Source organism: Bacillus sp. TE9106W (assembly GCF_054062215.1).
On the sequence record NZ_JBSSFA010000004.1, the window covers coordinates 38,254 to 59,655 of the forward strand.

Annotated in this window: 19 protein-coding genes; 5 read left to right on the top strand and 14 right to left on the bottom strand. The window is 39.4% G+C overall.

Annotation, left to right across the window (positions count from 1 at the left end; genetic code table 11):
• Nucleotides 1–35: 35 nt before the first annotated feature.
• The 3 genes from glnR to hflX form a co-directional block, all read right to left on the bottom strand.
• Entirely contained in the window at nucleotides 36–425 is a 390-nt protein-coding gene (gene glnR / locus ACVWY7_RS09215; protein WP_000656783.1) for a transcriptional repressor GlnR, read from the bottom strand.
• 175 nt (nucleotides 426–600) lie between these two features.
• Complete coding sequence (locus ACVWY7_RS09220) at nucleotides 601–1,872, bottom strand: methionine gamma-lyase family protein (RefSeq protein ID WP_000460300.1); 1,272 nt, start codon at nucleotides 1,870–1,872, stop codon at nucleotides 601–603.
• Nucleotides 1,865–3,139 (bottom strand): GTPase HflX, encoded by a 1,275-nt coding sequence (gene hflX, locus ACVWY7_RS09225; RefSeq protein WP_000391400.1) that lies wholly within the window; start codon nucleotides 3,137–3,139, stop codon nucleotides 1,865–1,867. The genes ACVWY7_RS09220 and hflX overlap by 8 nt, the downstream gene beginning before the upstream one ends.
• Nucleotides 3,140–3,231: 92 nt before the next feature.
• On the opposite strand from hflX, the gene ACVWY7_RS09230 reads away from it, so the two are divergent.
• Nucleotides 3,232–3,855, top strand: coding sequence for a trimeric intracellular cation channel family protein (locus tag ACVWY7_RS09230; RefSeq protein ID WP_000312272.1), 624 nt, complete (start codon nucleotides 3,232–3,234; stop codon nucleotides 3,853–3,855).
• Between the two features lie 99 nt (nucleotides 3,856–3,954).
• Entirely contained in the window at nucleotides 3,955–4,089 is a 135-nt protein-coding gene (locus ACVWY7_RS09235) for a hypothetical protein (protein WP_000181491.1), read from the top strand.
• A gap of 35 nt (nucleotides 4,090–4,124) precedes the next feature.
• Here ACVWY7_RS09235 and spoVK read toward each other — a convergent pair whose 3' ends face one another.
• Nucleotides 4,125–5,081, bottom strand: a complete 957-nt coding sequence (gene spoVK / locus ACVWY7_RS09240) for a stage V sporulation protein K (RefSeq protein WP_000438184.1) — start codon at nucleotides 5,079–5,081, stop codon at nucleotides 4,125–4,127.
• Between the two features lie 113 nt (nucleotides 5,082–5,194).
• Here spoVK and ACVWY7_RS09245 point away from each other — a divergent pair, with 113 nt between their 5' ends.
• Both ACVWY7_RS09245 and ACVWY7_RS09250 read left to right on the top strand, forming a co-directional pair.
• Complete coding sequence (locus tag ACVWY7_RS09245) at nucleotides 5,195–6,160, top strand: tyrosine-type recombinase/integrase (protein ID WP_000450309.1); 966 nt, start codon at nucleotides 5,195–5,197, stop codon at nucleotides 6,158–6,160.
• Between the two features lie 113 nt (nucleotides 6,161–6,273).
• Complete coding sequence (locus ACVWY7_RS09250; RefSeq protein WP_456523761.1) at nucleotides 6,274–10,356, top strand: Gly-Xaa-Xaa repeat protein; 4,083 nt, start codon at nucleotides 6,274–6,276, stop codon at nucleotides 10,354–10,356.
• Between the two features lie 80 nt (nucleotides 10,357–10,436).
• Here the strand turns inward: ACVWY7_RS09250 and hfq are convergent, their stop codons facing one another.
• Together hfq and miaA are read right to left on the bottom strand one after the other, a co-directional pair.
• Nucleotides 10,437–10,661 carry an RNA chaperone Hfq gene (gene hfq / locus ACVWY7_RS09255; protein WP_000813896.1) on the bottom strand — a complete coding sequence of 75 codons (225 nt, stop codon included), beginning with the start codon at nucleotides 10,659–10,661 and terminating at the stop codon, nucleotides 10,437–10,439.
• A gap of 21 nt (nucleotides 10,662–10,682) precedes the next feature.
• Complete coding sequence (gene miaA, locus ACVWY7_RS09260) at nucleotides 10,683–11,636, bottom strand: tRNA (adenosine(37)-N6)-dimethylallyltransferase MiaA (protein ID WP_000504944.1); 954 nt, start codon at nucleotides 11,634–11,636, stop codon at nucleotides 10,683–10,685.
• Nucleotides 11,637–11,817: 181 nt separating this feature from the next.
• On the opposite strand from miaA, the gene ACVWY7_RS09265 reads away from it, so the two are divergent.
• Nucleotides 11,818–12,063 carry a hypothetical protein gene (locus ACVWY7_RS09265; protein ID WP_000814422.1) on the top strand — a complete coding sequence of 82 codons (246 nt, stop codon included), beginning with the start codon at nucleotides 11,818–11,820 and terminating at the stop codon, nucleotides 12,061–12,063.
• A 62-nt stretch (nucleotides 12,064–12,125) separates the two neighbouring features.
• Here the strand turns inward: ACVWY7_RS09265 and entD are convergent, their stop codons facing one another.
• The 8 genes from entD to gabP all read right to left on the bottom strand — a co-directional run bounded on the left by entD (nucleotide 12,126) and on the right by gabP (nucleotide 21,082).
• Complete coding sequence (gene entD, locus ACVWY7_RS09270; protein ID WP_000734623.1) at nucleotides 12,126–13,058, bottom strand: cell wall-binding protein EntD; 933 nt, start codon at nucleotides 13,056–13,058, stop codon at nucleotides 12,126–12,128.
• 348 nt (nucleotides 13,059–13,406) lie between these two features.
• The gene (locus tag ACVWY7_RS09275) at nucleotides 13,407–15,266 is read right to left on the bottom strand and encodes a PTS fructose transporter subunit IIABC (protein ID WP_456523762.1); all 1,860 of its coding nucleotides are present in this window, start codon (nucleotides 15,264–15,266) and stop codon (nucleotides 13,407–13,409) included.
• A 14-nt stretch (nucleotides 15,267–15,280) separates the two neighbouring features.
• A complete protein-coding gene (gene pfkB / locus ACVWY7_RS09280) occupies nucleotides 15,281–16,192 on the bottom strand; it encodes a 1-phosphofructokinase (protein ID WP_000640852.1) in 912 nt (303 codons plus the stop codon).
• Entirely contained in the window at nucleotides 16,189–16,941 is a 753-nt protein-coding gene (locus tag ACVWY7_RS09285; RefSeq protein ID WP_000957281.1) for a DeoR/GlpR family DNA-binding transcription regulator, read from the bottom strand. Before ACVWY7_RS09285 ends, pfkB begins: the two co-directional genes overlap by 4 nt.
• Nucleotides 16,942–17,099: 158 nt before the next feature.
• On the bottom strand, nucleotides 17,100–18,263 hold the full coding sequence (locus ACVWY7_RS09290; RefSeq protein WP_001179073.1) for an iron-containing alcohol dehydrogenase: 1,164 nt from the start codon (nucleotides 18,261–18,263) through the stop codon (nucleotides 17,100–17,102).
• Nucleotides 18,264–18,379: 116 nt separating this feature from the next.
• Entirely contained in the window at nucleotides 18,380–18,922 is a 543-nt protein-coding gene (locus tag ACVWY7_RS09295; RefSeq protein WP_000228316.1) for a DUF420 domain-containing protein, read from the bottom strand.
• 312 nt (nucleotides 18,923–19,234) lie between these two features.
• Nucleotides 19,235–19,576, bottom strand: a complete 342-nt coding sequence (locus ACVWY7_RS09300; RefSeq protein ID WP_001989514.1) for a hypothetical protein — start codon at nucleotides 19,574–19,576, stop codon at nucleotides 19,235–19,237.
• 111 nt (nucleotides 19,577–19,687) lie between these two features.
• Nucleotides 19,688–21,082, bottom strand: a complete 1,395-nt coding sequence (gabP, locus tag ACVWY7_RS09305) for a GABA permease (protein ID WP_000360123.1) — start codon at nucleotides 21,080–21,082, stop codon at nucleotides 19,688–19,690.
• Nucleotides 21,083–21,402: the final 320 nt, after the last annotated feature.

The following is a 21,402-nucleotide window of genomic DNA, read 5'->3' on the forward strand; positions in this document are numbered from 1 at the left end:
TTAGTCCCTCTAAACACCTTCAGAATCAGTTCTCTTTAGTGAAAAAACCTTGAAATATCACCTTGTCGCAATGAAGTTCGATTAAATCTACCTGTATGTTGTAGTTCGTCTCGAAGTATTTTGCGAAGCTCAGTTTTTGAAATTTCTTTCGTTTCTTCTTTTACTTTCACTGCTTCTGTTTGATTTTCTTTCATTAGTAACACTTGTTTAATACCAGCCATATTCAAGCCTTGATCTAATAAATCTTTAATCTCTAACAACTTATCTACATCGTTAAATGAAAATAATCTACGATTCCCCTTTGTACGGGTTGGAGAAACAAGATTATGCTCTTCATAGTAGCGAATTTGACGTGCAGATAATTGTGTTAAATCCATAACAATACCAATAGGAAACAGCGGGGCAGAACGTCTATCTTCTTTCATTGTTTCAGTTCCTCCTTCGCCTTAACTGCTTCTCATTTTATACCATGTTATGTTTAGTGTCAATAGATGTTAGCTTTTCTTACATGATTTTTTAAAAAATTTTTTCATTCTTTTTTCTAATGAAATAAATCCTTACTTTCACGCGAAAAAAGCTGTCGAAATCGACAGCTTCCCTTTAAGAAATTGTTAATAATTCTTTTTCAATTAATGCATCAATTGCAGAACAAATTGCAATCTTCACATGCGAATAAGTTAATCCACCTTGTACGTAAGCAACATAAGGCGGACGAATCGGACCATCAGCTGATAATTCAATACTCGCACCTTGAATAAACGTTCCCGCAGCCATAATGACATCATCTTCATAACCTGGCATATAGTTCGCATACGGAGTGAAGTGGGAATTAATCGGAGATGCATATTGAATCGCTTGGCAGAACGCTATCATACGATCTTTATCATCAAATTGAACAGACTGAATTAAATCTGTTCTTGGTGCATTCCATGCTGGTGATGTATTCATTCCTAACTTCTCTAAAAATGCAGCTGTAAAAATCGCACCTTTTAGCGCTTGTCCCGCTACGTGCGGCGCTAAGAAGAAACCTTGATACATTTCTTGCAGACTATATAAAGATGCTCCTGCTTCCGCACCGATTCCTGGAGATGTTAAACGATAGGCACACGCTTCAACATACTGTTCTTTACCAACAATATAACCACCAGTTTTAACAATTCCCCCGCCCGGGTTTTTAATAAGCGAACCCGCCATTAAATCTGCACCAACATGGCATGGCTCTTGTTCTTCAATAAACTCGCCATAACAGTTATCTACAAACACGACAACATCCGGTTTAATTTCTTTAACAAACGCTATCATTTCTTTAATTTGAGAAATAGTAAAAGACGGACGAGTAGCATAACCTTTTGAGCGCTGAATACCGATCATTTTCGTATTACTATGAATGGCAGCCGCAACAGCTCCTAAATCAACAAGCCCCTCTTCAGTAAGCGGAACTGCATTATAACCAATATTATATTCTTTAAATGAACCTACACCTTTTCCGCGTACACCAACGATTTCTTCTAACGTATCATATGGCTTGCCAGTGATGTACAATAACTCATCTCCTGGACGTAAAATACCAAATAACGCTGTAGAAATAGCGTGAGTACCTGAAATGATTTGCGGACGAACTAGGCCAGCTTCCGCTCCAAATACATCTGCATACACTTTTTCTAGCGTATCACGACCAATATCGTCATAACCGTAACCGGTCGTCGGAATAAAATGTGAATCACTAATTTTATGTTTACGAAAACTTTCTAATACACGAAACTGATTACTTTCAATTACTTCATCCGCACGTTTATGTACTTCTGTAATTTGGCTCTCTACTTCTTTTACAATCGGAGCAATCTTTTCTCCATTTTTCAAACGATCAAACATTTTTATTTTCTCCTTCTTCCACTAAAAATCTCTTTAATTGCACATTAAGTGATGAATGAGCAAAAATATACCCTGCGCAATCATATACAAATTTATCTTCCAAAAACTCCATCTTCGTTAATAGCGTCTCCGTCTTTAGTAACGTTAACAACTTACCTTCACTCGGAGGAATCTCCACTTGATAACGATTCATTTCTTCCTTCATTTTCGTTTCTATCGCTTCTTTTATATGTAATAGATCCTTTTCTTCAAAAGCACTAGTCATTAAGAAGTCATTTTTCGGAAACGGAATAAAGTTTTGATGTAATTCATCTTTTTTATTATATAACGTAATAATAGGAATATGATTAATTTCGAGTTCTGACAATAATTGTTTTACTGTTTTCTCATGCCCTACATAATTAGGATCTGCAGAATCCACAACATGTAAAATAACATCCGCTTCACCAGCTTCTTCTAACGTCGAACGGAATGCAGCAATTAATGACGTAGGTAAATCTTGTATAAAACCAACTGTATCAGTTAGTAATACTGTATAACCAGAAGGTAGCGGCATCTTCCTTGTTGTCGGGTCTAGTGTTGCAAACAACAAGTTTTCTTCAAATGTATCGGCTTCCGTTAATCTATTAAACAGTGTAGATTTTCCCGCATTCGTATATCCTATTAACGAAACTTGAAATACTTTATTATCTTTTCTTCTCTCACGATATCTTTTTCGATGTTCCACAACAACCGCAAGTTGTTTCTTTATTTCATCAATGCGTGATCGAATATGACGACGGTCCGTCTCAAGCTTCGTTTCACCCGGCCCTCTCGTTCCAATACCACCACCAAGACGTGATAAAGACAATCCTTGTCCCATAAGACGCGGCATTGTATATTGCAACTGAGCTAATTCTACTTGAAGCTTCCCTTCTCTCGACTTCGCACGTTGCGCAAAAATATCTAATATGAGTTGCGTTCGATCAATTACCCTCGCATCTAATACTGAGGATAAATTCCGAATTTGACTCGGTGTTAATTCGTTATTAAATACGATAACATCCGGTTCTAATTCTTCAGTTAACATGGTAAGCTCTTCTAATTTACCTTTACCGATATAAGTCGCCGGATGAAACTTCGGTCGTTTTTGCGTTGTAGACACTAACAATTCTGCTCGTGCAGTCTTCGCTAGCGATGCAAGCTCTTTCATGGAATGCATAAACTTTTCATCATCATCTTGCGGCAATTGACAGCCCACTAATATGACTTTTTCTTTTTCTTCCATCAAATATGTTCACTCATCCTTTTCGAAATTTAAACCTTCTAATATAATAGCAGAGGAAGCACATTTCATCTAGTTAGCGGGGGAGAAAATTCATGGCATGGGAGATTTTTAGCATCATAGGCACAATTGCTTTCGCACTAAGCGGAGCCATTGTTGCAATGGAAGAGGATTATGATATTTTCGGGGTGTATATTTTAGGAATGGCAACCGCATTTGGGGGAGGTGCCCTTCGTAATTTATTAATTGGTTATCCGATTGTCGCGTTTTGGCAACAAGACATGTTATTTCAAATCGCACTTTTATCAATGACGATTATTTTTCTTTTTCCAAATAAATTAATTAGACACTGGAAAAAGTGGGAAAATATCACTGATGCTATCGGCTTATCAGCATTTGCCGTGCAAGGAGCATTATACGCTCAAAAACTAAATTTACCTATTAGCGCTACGATCGTAGCAGCTGTTCTAACTGGCATTGGCGGCGGTATCATCCGCGATCTTTTAGCCCGTAGAAAGCCTCTCGTTCTTCGAGCTGAAGTATATGCTTTTTGGACGATTCTAGCCGGTTTCTTAATCGGCGCTCAAATTATTGTTAGCGATTGGGCTTTATACACCTTATTCATTTTAATTGTTTGCTTCCGCATGGTTTCTATTCATTACAAATGGCATTTACCGCATAGACGCATCGACACAAACGAACGTTCAATGCATAAATAGCAATCCAACCTCTTTACAAATCGTAAAGAGGTTTTTCTTTTCTAATGAGTTTTTCTTTACATAATGTTTATACTAATCCTCAAAGCGAGGTGAATACAAATGACAAACCACGTTAATAAAGGGGCTCAAAAAAGCTCAGTAGGCCAATTTGGACACGACCTTCATTCCGCACACGAAAAAAGTGCTAAAATGGAACGCTTCCATAAATCTTATCAAGGAAAAGAAAAAAAATAATAAAAGCACTTATATAGAAAAAACAGACGCACAACTTATGTACTGTGCGTCTCCTCTTCAAGCATCAAATCACTACTTGATATTCCAATCAAATCATATTTATCATACGCATCCTCTTGCAACAACCGCATAGCTTGTGTACGAATCGATTTTTCAACAATATTCCGGACATACCGCCCATTACTAAAGGATGTAATTTGCGATGAGTACTTTACAGCATGTAAATGATCTCTAAATTTCCATTCAGCCTCTTTCGATAACTGATATTCACGTTCTTCATACATCCGCTTCCCTATTTCTAACAGCTGATTTACTGAGTAATCCGCGAATTCAATTATAAACGGAAAACGGGATTGCAATCCTGGATTCAATGAAAGAAAGTGATTCATCTCTCTTGAATATCCGGCTAAAATCAATACAAAACCGTGTTGTTTATCTTCCATATGTTTTACAAGCGTGTCAATTGCCTCTTTCCCGAAATCTTTTTCTCCCCCTCGGGCCAATGAATACGCCTCATCAATAAACAAAATTCCCCCCATTGCTTTTTTTATTAAATCTCTTGTTTTTTGAGCTGTATGACCGATGTACTCTCCTACAAGATCCGCACGTTCCGCTTCAACTAAATGCCCTTTTGATAGAATATTCATCTCAAACAATAATTTCCCTATCATTCTAGCAACAGTTGTCTTCCCTGTACCTGGATTTCCTTTAAACAACATATGAAGCACTTGCTTCTCAGACTTCAATCCTATTTCTTGTCGTTTTTTATTTACATAAATCCAAGCATATATTTCTTTTATTATCTTTTTTATATCATCCATCCCAACGAGCTTTCCCATCTCTTCTTCTATTCTTTGCAACATCTCATGTTTCGTAGTAGTTTCACTTGAAATTACTGTTTTATTTTCTGCGGCCGGTAAAGAAATTTTCTTTCGATGATTTAACACAATGTTAATTTGATTATTATTTTTCTTTCGCATCGATTGTTCCATTCAATCACCTCATTTTATCCACTCACCAAATATTATTATTCTTGTCTCCCTTGCAAATGACTATTTTCAGAAAAGTTTGCTATAATATAAGAAATAATGAAGGTGGTGGGACTATGGAGACAACGGAATTCCATGATACAATACAAGCCTTTTCTATTTTTTTATTGAATAAAGGCCGAAAACCTTCAACCATTAAACGTTACGTTTATGACATTGAAGATTTCGGACATTGGTTAGAAAAAAACAAAAAGCTCCCTTCCAGTAATATATGGGCTACACTTTGTACAAAAGACTACGAAGATTACTTTTCCGATTTAAAAAAGAATCGACATTACTCAGAGAAAACGATGCACCGTGTATTTATTGTATTAAATAGAATGCATCACTTTCTAAACATCCCTAATCCATTAAAGAACATGGAAATTTCTATTCAACCAGATCGCACACTTCGCAATGAAGATTTCATTTCATCTGATGAAGAAAAAAGATTAAAACATATAGTTACTTCATTAGAAGGACTTTCAGAAAAACAGCGTCCTGTACGCCCTTTATTGATGGATCGTAATATCGCTATTTTAAATTTACTAATTGACTATGGATTATCCTTACAGGAACTTACAGCATTAACTATGCATCACGTCCACTTTGAAACGAACACATTATCTATCCCAGCAACCGCAGGGGTAGAAAGAACAATTTCATTAACCAGCGAAGACAAAAAACAACTATATACCTATTACAAAAGCATCCCTGAACCCGTTCGTCCAAAATACCATAGTAATGATCCATTATTTGTCGCATTCGATTTTAATCGAGGAACTTACAGATGGGTATACGAAAATGATGCACCAAAAGGATTAACAGAAATCGCTATCCAAAAAATGATTCGCCTTGAAGTATCTAGAGCTAATTTACGCAAAGGAATCTCAGGACAACACTTTCGCAACACCTATATTTTAAATTTAATAAAAAAAGAGACTCCGGAGTCAGAAATTATAAAGCTAGCTGGGTTCAAATCAAAAATTTCACTAAAACGATATTATCAATACGCAGAAAATGGAAAAAACGCCTTATCATAAGGCGTTTTTTCCATTTTTTCTTCAAACAAACGATTTTACTATGACCATTTAACTAATTTTTGCATCTACTATGATGAGTTTCATTCACATTCTCATTAGAAAGGAGAGATTTAATGTCTCGTTATGACGACAGTCAAAACAAATTCTCCAAACCATGCTTTCCAAGTAGCGCTGGACGAATCCCGAATACTCCATCAATCCCAGTTACTAAGGCACAACTTAGAACATTTCGCGCAATCATTATTGATTTAACAAAAATAATCCCAAAACTTTTCGCAAATCCATCTCCCCAAAATATTGAAGATCTAATCGATACATTGAACCTACTAAGTAAATTTATTTGTTCACTAGACGCTGCTTCCTCCCTGAAAGCACAAGGATTAGCTATTATTAAAAACTTAATAACTATATTAAAAAACCCAACTTTCGTAGCAAGTGCTGTATTTATCGAGCTTCAAAATCTAATTAATTATTTACTATCCATTACAAAACTATTCCGAATTGACCCTTGCACACTTCAAGAGCTTCTTAAATTAATAGCAGCATTACAAACCGCTTTAGTTAATTCTGCTTCATTCATTCAAGGACCTACTGGACCTACTGGGCCAGCTGGTGCTACCGGCGCCACTGGACCTCAAGGTGCTCAAGGTAACACCGGTGCTACTGGTGCCACTGGACCTCAAGGTGCTCAAGGTAACACGGGCGCTACTGGTGCCACTGGACCTCAGGGTGCTCAAGGTAACACGGGTGCTACTGGTGCCACTGGACCTCAAGGTGCTCAAGGTAACACGGGTGCTACTGGTGCCACTGGACCTCAGGGTGCTCAAGGTAACACGGGTGCTACTGGCGCCACTGGACCTCAGGGTGCTCAAGGTAACACGGGTGCTACTGGTGCCACTGGACCTCAGGGTGCTCAAGGTAACACGGGTGCTACTGGACCTCAAGGCGTTCAAGGTAACACGGGCGCTACTGGTGCCACTGGACCTCAAGGTGCTCAAGGGCCGGCTGGTGCTACTGGTGCCACTGGACCTCAGGGTGCTCAAGGTAACACGGGCGCTACTGGACCTCAAGGTGTTCAAGGACCAGCTGGTGCTACTGGTGCCACTGGACCTCAGGGTGCTCAAGGTAACACGGGCGCTACTGGACCTCAAGGTGTTCAAGGACCAGCTGGTGCTACTGGTGCCACTGGACCTCAGGGTGTTCAAGGTAACACGGGTGCTACTGGTGCCACTGGACCTCAGGGTGCTCAAGGTAACACGGGCGCTACTGGACCTCAGGGTGTTCAAGGTAACACGGGTGCTACTGGTGCCACTGGACCTCAAGGTGTTCAAGGTAACACGGGCGCTACTGGACCTCAAGGTGTTCAAGGACCAGCAGGTGCTACCGGTGCTACTGGACCTCAAGGTGTTCAAGGACCAGCAGGTGCTACCGGTGCTACTGGACCTCAAGGTGTTCAAGGGCCAGCAGGTGCTACCGGTGCCACTGGACCTCAAGGTGCTCAAGGACCAGCAGGTGCTACCGGTGCCACTGGACCTCAAGGTGCTCAAGGACCAGCAGGTGCTACTGGTGCTACTGGTGCCACTGGACCTCAAGGTATTCAAGGGCCAGCAGGTACTACTGGCGCTACTGGACCTCAAGGTGTTCAAGGACCAGCAGGTGCTACTGGTGCCACTGGACCTCAAGGCGCTCAAGGTAACACGGGTGCTACTGGACCTCAAGGCGTTCAAGGTAACACGGGCGCTACTGGTGCCACTGGACCTCAGGGTGCTCAAGGTAACACGGGCGCTACTGGACCTCAAGGTGTTCAAGGACCAGCAGGTGCTACTGGTGCCACTGGACCTCAGGGTGTTCAAGGTAACACGGGTGCTACTGGTGCCACTGGACCTCAAGGTGTTCAAGGACCAGCAGGCGCTACCGGTGCTACTGGCCCTCAGGGTGCTCAAGGACCAGCAGGTGCTACTGGTGCCACTGGACCTCAAGGTATTCAAGGACCAGCAGGTGCTACTGGTGCCACTGGACCTCAAGGTGTTCAAGGTAACACGGGCGCTACCGGTGCTACTGGCCCTCAGGGTGCTCAAGGACCTGCTGGTGCTACTGGTGCCACTGGACCTCAAGGTATTCAAGGACCAGCAGGTGCTACTGGACCTCAAGGCGTTCAAGGTAACACGGGCGCTACTGGTGCCACTGGACCTCAGGGTGCTCAAGGTAACACGGGCGCTACTGGACCTCAAGGTGTTCAAGGACCAGCAGGTGCTACTGGTGCCACTGGACCTCAGGGTGTTCAAGGTAACACGGGTGCTACTGGTGCCACTGGACCTCAAGGTGTTCAAGGACCAGCAGGCGCTACCGGTGCTACTGGCCCTCAGGGTGCTCAAGGACCAGCAGGTGCTACTGGTGCCACTGGACCTCAAGGTATTCAAGGACCAGCAGGTGCTACTGGTGCCACTGGACCTCAAGGTGTTCAAGGTAACACGGGCGCTACCGGTGCTACTGGCCCTCAAGGTGCTCAAGGACCTGCTGGTGCTACTGGTGCCACTGGACCTCAAGGTATTCAAGGACCAGCAGGTGCTACTGGACCTCAAGGTATTCAAGGGCCGGCGGGTGCTACCGGTGCTACTGGACCTCAAGGTGTTCAAGGACCAGCAGGTGCTACTGGCGCTACTGGACCTCAAGGTGCTCAAGGACCAGCAGGTGCTACTGGACCTCAAGGCGTTCAAGGACCAGCAGGCGCTACTGGACCTCAAGGCGTTCAAGGACCAGCAGGCGCTACCGGTGCTACTGGACCTCAAGGTGCTCAAGGACCAGCAGGTGCTACTGGTGCTACTGGTGCCACTGGACCTCAAGGTATTCAAGGGCCAGCAGGTACTACTGGCGCTACTGGACCTCAAGGACCAGCAGGTGCTACCGGTGCTACTGGACCTCAAGGCGTTCAAGGACCAGCAGGCGCTACCGGTGCTACTGGACCTCAAGGTGCTCAAGGACCAGCAGGTGCTACTGGTGCTACTGGTGCCACTGGACCTCAAGGTATTCAAGGGCCAGCAGGTACTACTGGCGCTACTGGACCTCAAGGACCAGCAGGTGCTACCGGTGCTACTGGACCTCAAGGCGTTCAAGGACCAGCAGGCGCTACCGGTGCTACTGGACCTCAAGGTGCTCAAGGACCAGCAGGTGCTACTGGTGCTACTGGTGCCACTGGACCTCAAGGTATTCAAGGACCGGCTGGTGCTACTGGCGCTACTGGTGCCACTGGACCTCAAGGTATTCAAGGGCCAGCAGGTACTACTGGCGCTACTGGACCTCAGGGTGCTCAAGGACCGGCGGGTGCTACTGGCGCTACCGGACCTCAAGGTGTTCAAGGTAACACGGGTGCTACTGGCGCTACTGGACCTCAAGGCGCTCAAGGACCAGCGGGTGCTACTGGACCTCAGGGTGCTCAAGGACCGGCGGGTGCTACTGGTGCCACTGGACCTCAAGGTGTTCAAGGACCAATGGGTGCTACTGGTATAGGAGTTACCGGACCTACTGGGCCTTCTGGTGGGCCTCCTGGACCTACTGGACCTCAGGGACCTCAAGGTAATACAGGTGCTACTGGACCTCAAGGTATTCAAGGGCCTTCTGGTGCTACTGGTGCCACTGGACCTCAAGGTGCTCAAGGACCGGCTGGTGCTACCGGCGCTACTGGACCTCAAGGTGCTCAAGGACCGGCTGGTGCTACCGGCGCTACTGGACCTCAAGGTGTTCAAGGGCCAACGGGTGCTACTGGTATAGGAGTTACCGGACCTACTGGGCCTTCTGGACCTAGCTTCCCTGTAGCAACAATTGTTGTAACAAACAACATTCAACAAACAGTACTCCAATTTAACAACTTCATTTTTAATACTGCAATTAACGTAAACAACATTATCTTCAACGGCACAGATACAGTTACTGTTATCAACGGTGGTATTTATGTCATTAGCGTATCCATCTCTACAACTGCACCAGGATGTGCACCACTCGGAGTAGGAATTTCAATAAATGGAGCAGTCGCAACTGACAACTTCTCTTCAAATCTAATAGGCGACTCACTTTCATTCACTACGATCGAAACGTTAACTGCCGGCGCGAACATTTCTGTCCAATCCACTCTTAATGAGATTACGATCCCTGCAACAGGAAACACTAATATTCGTCTAACTGTATTTAGAATCGCTTAAATTTCACTATTTATTTTTTATAACAAATAAAAAAAGAGCGAGAAACTCGCTCTTTTTTTGTTATGTACAATAATTCATTACTACTCTAATTCAATTGAAACATTTTTTTGTGGTACGAATGTAGAAATTGCATGTTTATAAATAAGCTGTTGCTTACCTTCTGTTTCCAGTAGGACTGTAAAATTATCAAATCCTTTAATTAATCCACGAAGCTGGAAACCATTTAATAAGTACAGCGTAACAAACGTATTCTCTTTACGGAGTTGATTTAAAAACTGATCTTGAATATTGATTGATTGCTTCATGTCGAATCCTCCTCTTTTTCTCTACTTACTATTATTCGACTTTAGTTGTAGCTTTCCTTCTATGTATCGTAAAATTTCTGACGTTTTTTCACCGTCTGTAACATCAAACCATGTGACATCCATCTTATTACGGAACCACGTTAATTGACGTTTTGCATAACGACGTGAATTCGTCTTTAATTGTGATACCGCTTCTTCTAAAGAGACACGATCCTCAAAATAATCATATATCTCTTTATACCCAATCGCTTGAATAGATTGACAATCTCGTATCCCTCTATTATACAATCCTTCTACTTCTTCTAATAAACCTTGGTCCATCATTATATCAACTCGTAAGTTAATGCGATCGTATAGCATTTCACGATCCATTGTCAAGCCAATTAAGGAAACATCGTATAATAACTCGTTTTCTTGTTTTTCAAGTTGATCACTCATTTTTTCACCCGACGTGTGAAAAATTTCTAACGCTCTAATGACACGACGCACATTATTTGCATGAATACGCTCAGCGCTTTCTGGGTCTACTTCTTGTAATTTCTTATATACATATTCCACACCACGTTCTAATGCTAACTTTTCCATTTGTTCTCGGTATATAGCATCACCAGCATCATCCGTAAACTGATAATCGAATAAAACAGACTGTATATACAGACCAGTTCCACCAACGATAATTGGTAATTTACCACGCTCTGTAATCTCTCGAATATGCTTACGAACACGTTCTTGAAACTCGGCAACTGAAAATGATTCTTCCGGATTTTTTATATCGACCATATAATGTGGAATTCCATCCATCTCTTCTTTCGTCACCTTTGCAGTTCCAATATCCATCGTACGATAAATCTGCATGGAATCTCCACTTATAATTTCACCGTTCAACGCTTTAGCAAGATCAATACTTAACTTCGTCTTCCCAACAGCAGTTGGTCCAATGATGACAGCAACTTTTTCACGTTGCACTTCTCCCATATCATTCAACTCTCTTTATGTAATGTACTCCATCTATTGATTATATCCAATCTTACCAATTTTAACGGCATGTTTGCAAGTTCTTTCATTACGGTACATGAAATTACAAATAAAAAAGAACATAGTTTGTCCAATTCCGCATATACATGATTAAAAATACCTTCGAGAGGATGAGTTAACTATGAAACAATCCACTATCAATTTTTCATCTTTGACAAAAGACCTCATTTTAGCTACTGCTACAAAAGAACAAAATTGTTCACAAGAAGAATTGTACTTCGCCTTAAATTGTTTGCTACGTTCTTTTCATTCTACTCTCCAAGAAACAACATTACATACAGAAAATAAAAATACAGAGTATATACAAAATCAATTTTGCAGCGCATATAAAATTATTACAGGTAAAACTATTTATCCTTTTCAATAATCCATAAAAGGCGGTTGCTTACATACTTTCAAGCAACCGCCTTTTATATTAATACATATATACTACTCTATAACTTTCACTTTTACAGATTTGCGCCCCCAGCTATTAGCACTACCATCTGAGCCAACTAAAACATCAATACGATTTCCTTTAATCGCACCACCAGTATCTCCAGCAATCGCTTCTCCATATCCTTCTACCCATACTTTTGATCCAAGCGGAATTACTTTAGGATCAACAGCAATTACTTTCATATTTGGATTAGCTGTCAAATCATGCCCCATTGCAGTTAATACACGACCACCATACGTACCATTCTCACTTGGATGCGCTGTATACGCTGTCGCTTCTACTGTTATTTCACGTCCACCAGCAGGTGCACTTGTTCCCTTAGATTTTGCAACCTGCTGTACAGCTGGCTTTGCTTTTGCCACAGGTTTACTTGATTCCACATTCTTAACAGACTCTTTGTTCTTAACTACTTTATTATTTTTAACTGGTGCATTCACTCTTACCGGCGCTTCTTCTTGCGTTACAACTTCTTTCTTTTCAACCACAGGTGCCGTCCCTGTTAAAAATGGCACGTGAACATATCCAACTTTTCCATTGTAGTCAAATTGTAACCACTCATTTTGAACTTGATTGGTCGTTTCAATTACATCATCTTTATTTAGTTTACCAAGGATTTCAGAGTCAGTATTCGCTCCGGCACGAACATTTAACACGCCCGCCGTTACATAATATGTACTTTTTGTAAATTCAGCACTTACAAACGCTTCTTTACCATTTACTTTAATTTTTGTCCATCCATTTTCTGTATTTATAACATCTAATTTATTTCCACTTAACATTTTACCTACAAGCTTTGACTCTACAGTTGGGTTTTCTCTAACATTTAATACGTCTGTTGTTACAATCGTTTCCGCTTTCGCAGAACCTGCAAAAATCCCAAGACCAAAAACTGCCGCCGTTGCTATACCTAATAATTTTTTCATGAATAGCCTCCATTTGCTTTGTTTTCGTATTTTCATTATAGCAACGGATTTTTAAGATTTTTAGAAAACACACAATTACAAACCATTCGTAATATACGATTAATGAGTTGTAACATAAATTTCCATATTAATGAATTACATTTCCAATAGAATTCCCAATAGTTTTCATATATTTTCCACATACAAGCACCAGAATTTTTTTCCAAAAAAAATTACAGTATTACTTTTTTGTTACAAAAAAACCATATTTCATTACATCTTTTACCAAAATTCATCATTCTCCAATTATTAACCTCCTTTTTTGTAATAAAAAGGAGCAACTTATAAAAGCTACTCCCTTTACACGTATTATTTAACTTCCTTTTTCCAAATCCCCATCATAAGTGCAGAAACAACTGCCCCTATCAATATCGAGAAAATATATAACACTGGTTTATTTACTAATGCTATAACAAACAATCCACCATGCGGTGCCGGTAATGTAATTTGGAATAACATAGATAATGCACCCGCAATACTTGAACCGACAACACAACTGACAATTACTCGAACCGGATCTGCAGCTGCAAATGGAATCGCACCTTCTGTAATAAACGATGCTCCCATAATATAATTTGTTAAACCAGACTTACGTTCCGCTTCTGTAAACTTCGATTTAAAGAATGTAGTCGCGAATGCAATTGCAAGCGGCGGTACCATACCACCAGCCATAACCGCTGAGTGCACCCCAAAGTTCTGTGCTTCTATTGCAGCAATACCAAATGTAAATGCTGCTTTATTAATTGGACCACCCATATCAATTGCCATCATCGCACCTAAAATAAGACCTAGTAATATAGCATTTGTACCGTTCAAACCATTTAACCATCCTGTTAACATTTCATTCAATGCTACTACAGGCGGAATTACTACTTTTTGCATAACAACTCCTGTAATCAATAATCCAAAGACTGGATATAACAAAACAGGTTTAATACCTTCTAACTGTACTGGTAATCCTGAAAATAGTCTTTTTAGCCCTAAGACAACATATCCAGCTAAGAAACCAGCAATTAATCCACCTAAAAAGCCAGCATTCGCATGTGCCGCTAAAAATCCTCCGACAACACCAGGCATAAAACCAGGACGATCAGCAATAGAACTCGCAATAAATCCTGCTAAAATTGGTACAAGGAATAAAAATGCCCCTGTTCCCCCTCCTCCAATAGACATGAACAATTCAGCTAAAGGACCTTCTGCTTTTATACCACCAAACGAAAACGCTAGCGCAATTAAAATCCCACCACCAACAACGAATGGAAGCATATTACTTACGCCGTTCATTAAATGCTTATAAATTCCTAATCCTTTTTCTTTCTCCGCATTTTCTGCCTTTCCATCTTCTTTTGCACCTTTAAAGATTGGTGCATCTTGTTTTACAGCTCGATTAAGAAGCGTCTCCGTTTTTCTAATCCCATCAGCGACTGGCACTTGAATAACATGCTTCCCAGCAAAACGGTTCATTTCTACCTGCTTATCTGCCGCAACAATTATAGCCGTTGCACGTTCAATATCCTCTTTCGTTAAACCATTTTTTATACCTGTTGATCCATTCGTTTCAACTTTAATTGCTATTCCTAGCTCTGCTGCTTTTGCTTTCAAACTATCCGCAGCCATATATGTGTGAGCGATTCCAGTTGGACAAGCCGTAACTGCTAATACGTACGGTTCATTCCCTTCGGGTTTTGTAACTTCAATGTCAGTTTCTTCTTTTTCATTTTCTTTTTCATCAAATAAACGAAGAAGTTCCTCTTCATCCTTTGCTTCTAATAATTGCTTACGAAACCCTTCATCCATTAATAATGTAGATAGGCGCGACAACGTTTCTAAATGCGTATTATTCGCCCCTTCACTCGCAGCAATCATAAAGAATAAATGCGCAGGCTGGCCGTCAAGCGATTCATAGTTGATACCGCTTACACTTCTACCAAAACAAATCGCTGGTTGCTTAACAGCTTTTGTTTTCGCATGAGGTATCGCAATCCCTTCACCAATGCCCGTTGTACTTTGGGACTCCCGCTTTAAAATAGCTTCTTTAAATTCCACTTTACTATTTAAACGATTTGCGCCGTTTAATTTCTCAACTAATTCATCTATGACAGCTTCTTTATTTGAAGCTGTCAAATTCATAATAACTGTATCCCTTTTTAATAGATCTGTAATTTTCATACGTTGCTTCCCCCCTATCGCTTAGTTACAATTACTTGCGACAATAATTCTTCTACTTTTTCTTTTTCACATAAATCAGCTGAAAATGCTGTTGCACTTCCTGTAGCAACGCCATATTGAAATGCCTTTTCAATATCTTTTGTCTGTTCATATTTACCTACAAACCCCGCAACGAGAGAATCTCCAGCCCCAACCGAATTAATTACAACACCTTTTGGAACAGTTGCTTCATATATACCTTCTGTCGTAAATAATAAAGCTCCATCTCCAGCCATTGATACGATAACATGCTCTACACCTTGTTCAACTAATTTTCTTCCATACGGTAAAATATCATCTACTGTGGAAATCTCTACTCCAAATAACTCACCAAGTTCATGATGATTTGGCTTTATTAAAAATGGTTTATTTTTAACTACATGCTGCAAGGCACTTCCGCTCGCATCTACTACTACACGAATACCTTTTTCAGCTCCGAACGCTGCGATTGATTCATAAAAAGTAGTTGGAATAGACGCTGGTACACTTCCAGCTAGTACAACACAATCTCCCTTTTGCATACTTTCAATTTGTTTCATTAATTGTTCAAATTGTTCATTGGTTACACTAGGTCCTTGCCCATTTAATTCTGTTTCTTCTTTCCCTTTTATTTTCACATTAATTCGAGTATCTTCATTTACTTGGATGAAGTTTGTTATTACACCTTCCGTCTGTAATACATCTTTAATAAATCGACCGGTAAATCCACCAGTAAATCCTAGCGCTACATTTTCAACACCTAAACGATGAAGAACACGAGAAACATTAATCCCTTTCCCACCAGGAAACTTCATATCTTTTTCTGCTCGATTTACTGCGCCTAACTCTAAGGAATTAACTTGTACTACATAATCAATAGATGGGTTTAAAGTTACTGTATAGATCATTGTTTATCAGCCTCAATTACATTGGTTTGTCTTTTATATTTTTCTAAATCAATTTCTAAATGGTTTGTAATAATATTCGCCTCTTCAACATTGGCAATTTTCGCAAACGCAACTTCCGAAAACTTACTTTCATCAATTAAGAAATATCCTTCATTTGCTAATGTTAATGCCATTTGCTTTAAAAGCGCCTCTTCCGGATCTGGAGTTGTAAAACCAAGTTGTTCATGTACACCATTCGCCCCTAAAAAACATTTATCAAAACGATACTTCTGCATGCTTTCCTGTGCCATAGCACCGATTAAAGCTTTCGTCCTACTCTTCATCATTCCGCCTAGTAAATAGGCACGAATATTATTTTCAACTAAAGCTTCAATATGCATAAGTCCATTCGTAACAACAGTAACATCTTTATTTATTAAAAATGGAATCATTTCAAATGTTGTACTTCCTGCATCTAAATAAATGCAATCACCTTGTTCCACAACGCTAGCCGCATACTTCGCAATTTGTTGTTTTATTTGAATGTTTTTGGATGATTTTTCAACCATCGTCGGCTCCTGTCCTTTTCCTGTTAAAACAGCCGCACCACCGTGAACTCTTTTTAATAACCTTTGTTTCTCCAATTGCGCTAAATCACGACGAATTGTTGATTCAGAGCTCTCTGTTCTTTCCACTAATTGTTGTAATTTAACAACCTTCTGCTCTTTTACAAGTTGCAATATCATTTGATGACGTTCAGGAGTTAACATTTTATTCACCTCTTCTTTGATTACAGTATAATGAAAACGATCACAAAAGTCAACCATAAACATTCATAAATAACCAAAAACAATCACAAACGATTATAAACAACAAAAAAGAGACCCATTTGATTGTGATATCAAATGGGTTTCTTTACTCAATTCACTTATAAGGAAGCTTTATATATGCTTAAAACATCTTCTTTATTTAATTTTTTAAAGTTACCAAATTCGCCATAAGCCATCGCTTTATCCGCCATTACATCAATTTCATTTTCTCCAATAGCGTAATCAGATAATGTTACTGGTGCCTCAATTGAAGTCCAAAATTGACGTAACGCCTCAATTCCTTCTAACGCAATTTCTCGATCAGTCTTTCCATCTATTTTTATATCGAATACACGAATAGCAAACTGTTTAAAACGACTTACATTTTCATCTACAACATGCTTCATCCAGTTCGGGAATAGAATAGCTAAGCCGCCTCCATGCGGTATGTCATGAACCGCAGAAACTGCATGCTCAATATTATGAGTTGCCCAGTCCCCTTTTACCCCCATCGCTAAAATACCGTTTAACGCCATAGTACCGCAATATAAAATTGTTTCTCTATGCTCATAATTTTCTAGATCACTTAAAAGCTTAGGAGCTGTCTCAATGACTGTTTTTAAAACAGATTCACAATAACGATCTTGTAATTCTGTATTTGTTCCATGATGGAAATATTGTTCTAATACGTGCGACATAATATCTACCATACCGTAAATTGTTTGATCTTTCGGTACAGACGCAGTATGGGCCGGATCTAAAATTGAAAACTGCGGGAAAGTAACAGGGCTACCCCAGCCATATTTTTCATTCGTTTCCCAGTTTGTAATGACAGAACCAGCATTCATTTCAGATCCTGTTGCCGCAAGAGTAAGCACAGTACCAAATGGTAATGCCTCACTGGCAAATGTTTTTTTCGTTACAATATCCCACACATCTCCATCGTACTTACTACCAGCTGCAATTGCCTTCGTACAGTCGATTACACTACCTCCACCAACTGCTAAAATAAATTCAACACCATTCTCTTTACAAATTTGAATCCCTTTCTTTACAGTTGATACACGTGGATTCGGTTCAACACCTGTCAATTCAAATACTTCTGCATTTATTTCCTTTAAAATAGAAATTACATGATCATAAATACCGTTTCTTTTAATGCTGCCTCCCCCGTATACGAGAAGAACTTTTTTACCAAACTGTGGAATTTCAGTTTTTAACTGTTCTAATTGACCTTTACCGAAAATAAGTTTCGTTGGATTACGAAATACAAAATTTTGCATATCCCTTTACCATCCCTTCTATATGAAAAGCAACTATACTTTTGTATACCATATTTTTTTCATTTCACAAAAATATTTGCCTAACAAAAAAATCCCAGCCTTCAGGCTGAGATTTTTTATTGGTAATACGGTGAGATCATTAAGTAAACAATAACACCAGATAAACTTACATATAACCAGATCGGCATCGTCCAACGTACAATTTTACGATGACGTGTTAATTGATTTGTAAAACCAAATACAAGTGCAAACAATGCAAGTGGTACAATAATTGCTGCCAGGATAATATGTGTAATTAAAATGATGAAATACACATATTTAATGAATCCTTCGCCACCAAAATGTGTTGCCGGCGCTAAGTAATGATACGATAAATAAGAAACACAAAATAGCAACGTCGTCGTAAATGCTGCTAGGATAAAACCACGGTGCATTTTCACGTTCTTCTTAATAATAGAGTATAAAGCTGCTAATAAGAATACGAACGTAAAGCTATTAAAAATTGCGTTTAACATTGGTAAAATAGTTACATCAAAATGTACTTCTCCTTCATAACCAACAGGTCCAAAGAACAAAAATAAAATAATCGCATTTACAATTACAGAAAGCGTTATCACAATAGGAGCATAGCTTTTCTGATTTGTTGATTGATCCACCAAAATGGTCACTCCCTCTTCCTTCAAATATGTATACGTAACCTCACTATTTTAACATACTATTCACAGTGTAAATGTGACAATAGTTTGACACAGCAAGATAAGAAAAAGAAAAAATCCTTCTTAATAAAACTTCTTAAGAAGGATTTTATCGCTTTATTATTCAAATAGCAATGCGATTAGTTTTTGTTAAAAAATGTATCGCTATATGCTTGAAAAATTTCAGACACTTGATATCCCATTAAAGAAATTGCTGTTAATGAAAAGAAACCAATCATAAGAAATCGAAACCACATATAAATCTCCTCCTTGTATTTAGCTAAAAACATTCGCTACATTACAAGTTGAGTGGCACTCTTCATCGTCACTTTCCTTTTTCTTTACAATTGCTGTAATAAATCGAATCATAAAGAAAACTACAAAAGGAAATTGTTCGTAATTTACCTTGGCATAGTTTAGCAACGGCTCGCGTTGCATATCGAACGGGGATGAGAAGGAATAGAACATACCTTGCTCTTCCATATATACAATTACAATTTTCATGCAAAATACGATTCCTAGAAACGAAACAATATCTTGCCATTCTGTCGTATATAACAGGTTATACAGCTCTAATACGTACTCTTCCATCGTCATCCCCCCTTCCTTTTTTATCATTTTGCTCGCCTTCGTATAAAAAGTCAAGAAAAAAGTTTATATTCACTATGACAATAGTAATTACTCTTTTCTACCAATGGTTGGATGTAGCATTTCTTAGAAAACAAGAAATTAAAATCGGACAGATTCCTCATTCTTACTTTTAGTATTCAACACTGTACTATTTTTATTTCTATTAAAAATAAAATAAGAAATGATTATAAGAACAGTAACAAGCATCGTCAAAAGTGCTTGTGAACGTAAAGATTCAATGGCAAGCATCGCAATTAAAACTGCTATAATAGCTGCAATTGTAACATACGTCACATACGGGAAAAACCACATTTTCACTTTCAAATTTTGTTGTTCTACCCTTCCCATTTTTTTACGAATCTTTAAATGCGAAATAGCTATAACGAGATAAACGAGTAACGCAATCCCGCCAGAGGCATTCACTAAAAATAAAAAGACTTTATCTGGAGATATGTAACTAAAAACAACTCCAATATAAGCGAAGAACGTTCCGAATAAAACGGCCCGAACTGGAACACCACTACTGTTCAATTTCAAGAACGCCTTTGGAGCATCTCCTCTTTCTGCCATCGAAAAAAGCATTCTTGAGTTCGTATATAAACCAGAATTTAAACAAGAAAGTACAGCTGTTAAAACGATAAAATTCATAATTTGCGCTGCCGCTGGTATCCCTATATGTTCCAGAACCGCTACAAACGGACTTTTTAGTATGTTTGCTGAATTCCACGGAAGAAGTGTAACAACTACAGCGATAGATCCAATGAAAAATACGAGAATACGCCAAATTACACTATTTGTTGCTGTTTTTACTGCTTTTACAGGTTCTGCAGACTCACCAGCTGCTACCGCTACAATCTCTGATCCCATAAATGAAAATATAACGACAGTAATTCCAAGTAGCACCGAACTTATACCGTTTGGCATAAATCCTCCTTGCCCCACTAAGTTCGAAGTGCCAGGTGCTTCCGTTCCTGGTACAAATCCTAAAATAACAGCTAGTCCAAGACAAAGGAACAAAACAATACTTATTACTTTAATAAAAGAAAACCAATATTCAAACTCTCCAAATGATTTCACTGAAAAAACATTCGTCAATGTTAATAAAATCGTTAATATTAAGCTTAATAACCAAAGCGGGATTTCTGGAATCCAGTACTGAATAATACCAGCACCCGCTGTGGCTTCTATCGCAATAACAATTACCCAGAAAAACCAATATAGCCACCCAATTGTATAACCGGCCCACGGACCAATTGCTTCTCTTGCATATGTTGCAAATGATCCACTTGTCGGGTTAATAGCTGCCATTTCCCCAAGCATTCTCATAACGAAAACGACTAGAAGTCCTGCTAATGCATATGAAACGATAGAACCTGGTCCTGCTGAATGCACAACTGCCCCACTTCCAACAAACAAACCAGCTCCTATTACGCCGCCAATTGAGATCATTGTAATGTGGCGTATTTTGAGGTCTTTCTTAAGATTTTTATCCAATTCTTGTACATCCCCTTCCAAACGTAATTTTGAAATTTATCCCGCATTAACGGGCAGTAAGACCCCCACCTCAAAATTCAGCCGAAACAAAGAAGTTAGGCGGGAACCTACTGCCCGTAAATGCCCGATTGGTTCAACTTTATGTAAGAGTATTATGTGAAAAACCTTGGCCTACACTTTAAAATATATCAAAATATTCTGAATTTAACAATTGTAATGCAAGCTCCTATAAAAATTATTACATTAGGTTTAATAATTTTCCATATACAATTGTTGAGAAAATTATAGTCACCTTACAAAAGAACGAATTTTCAGATATC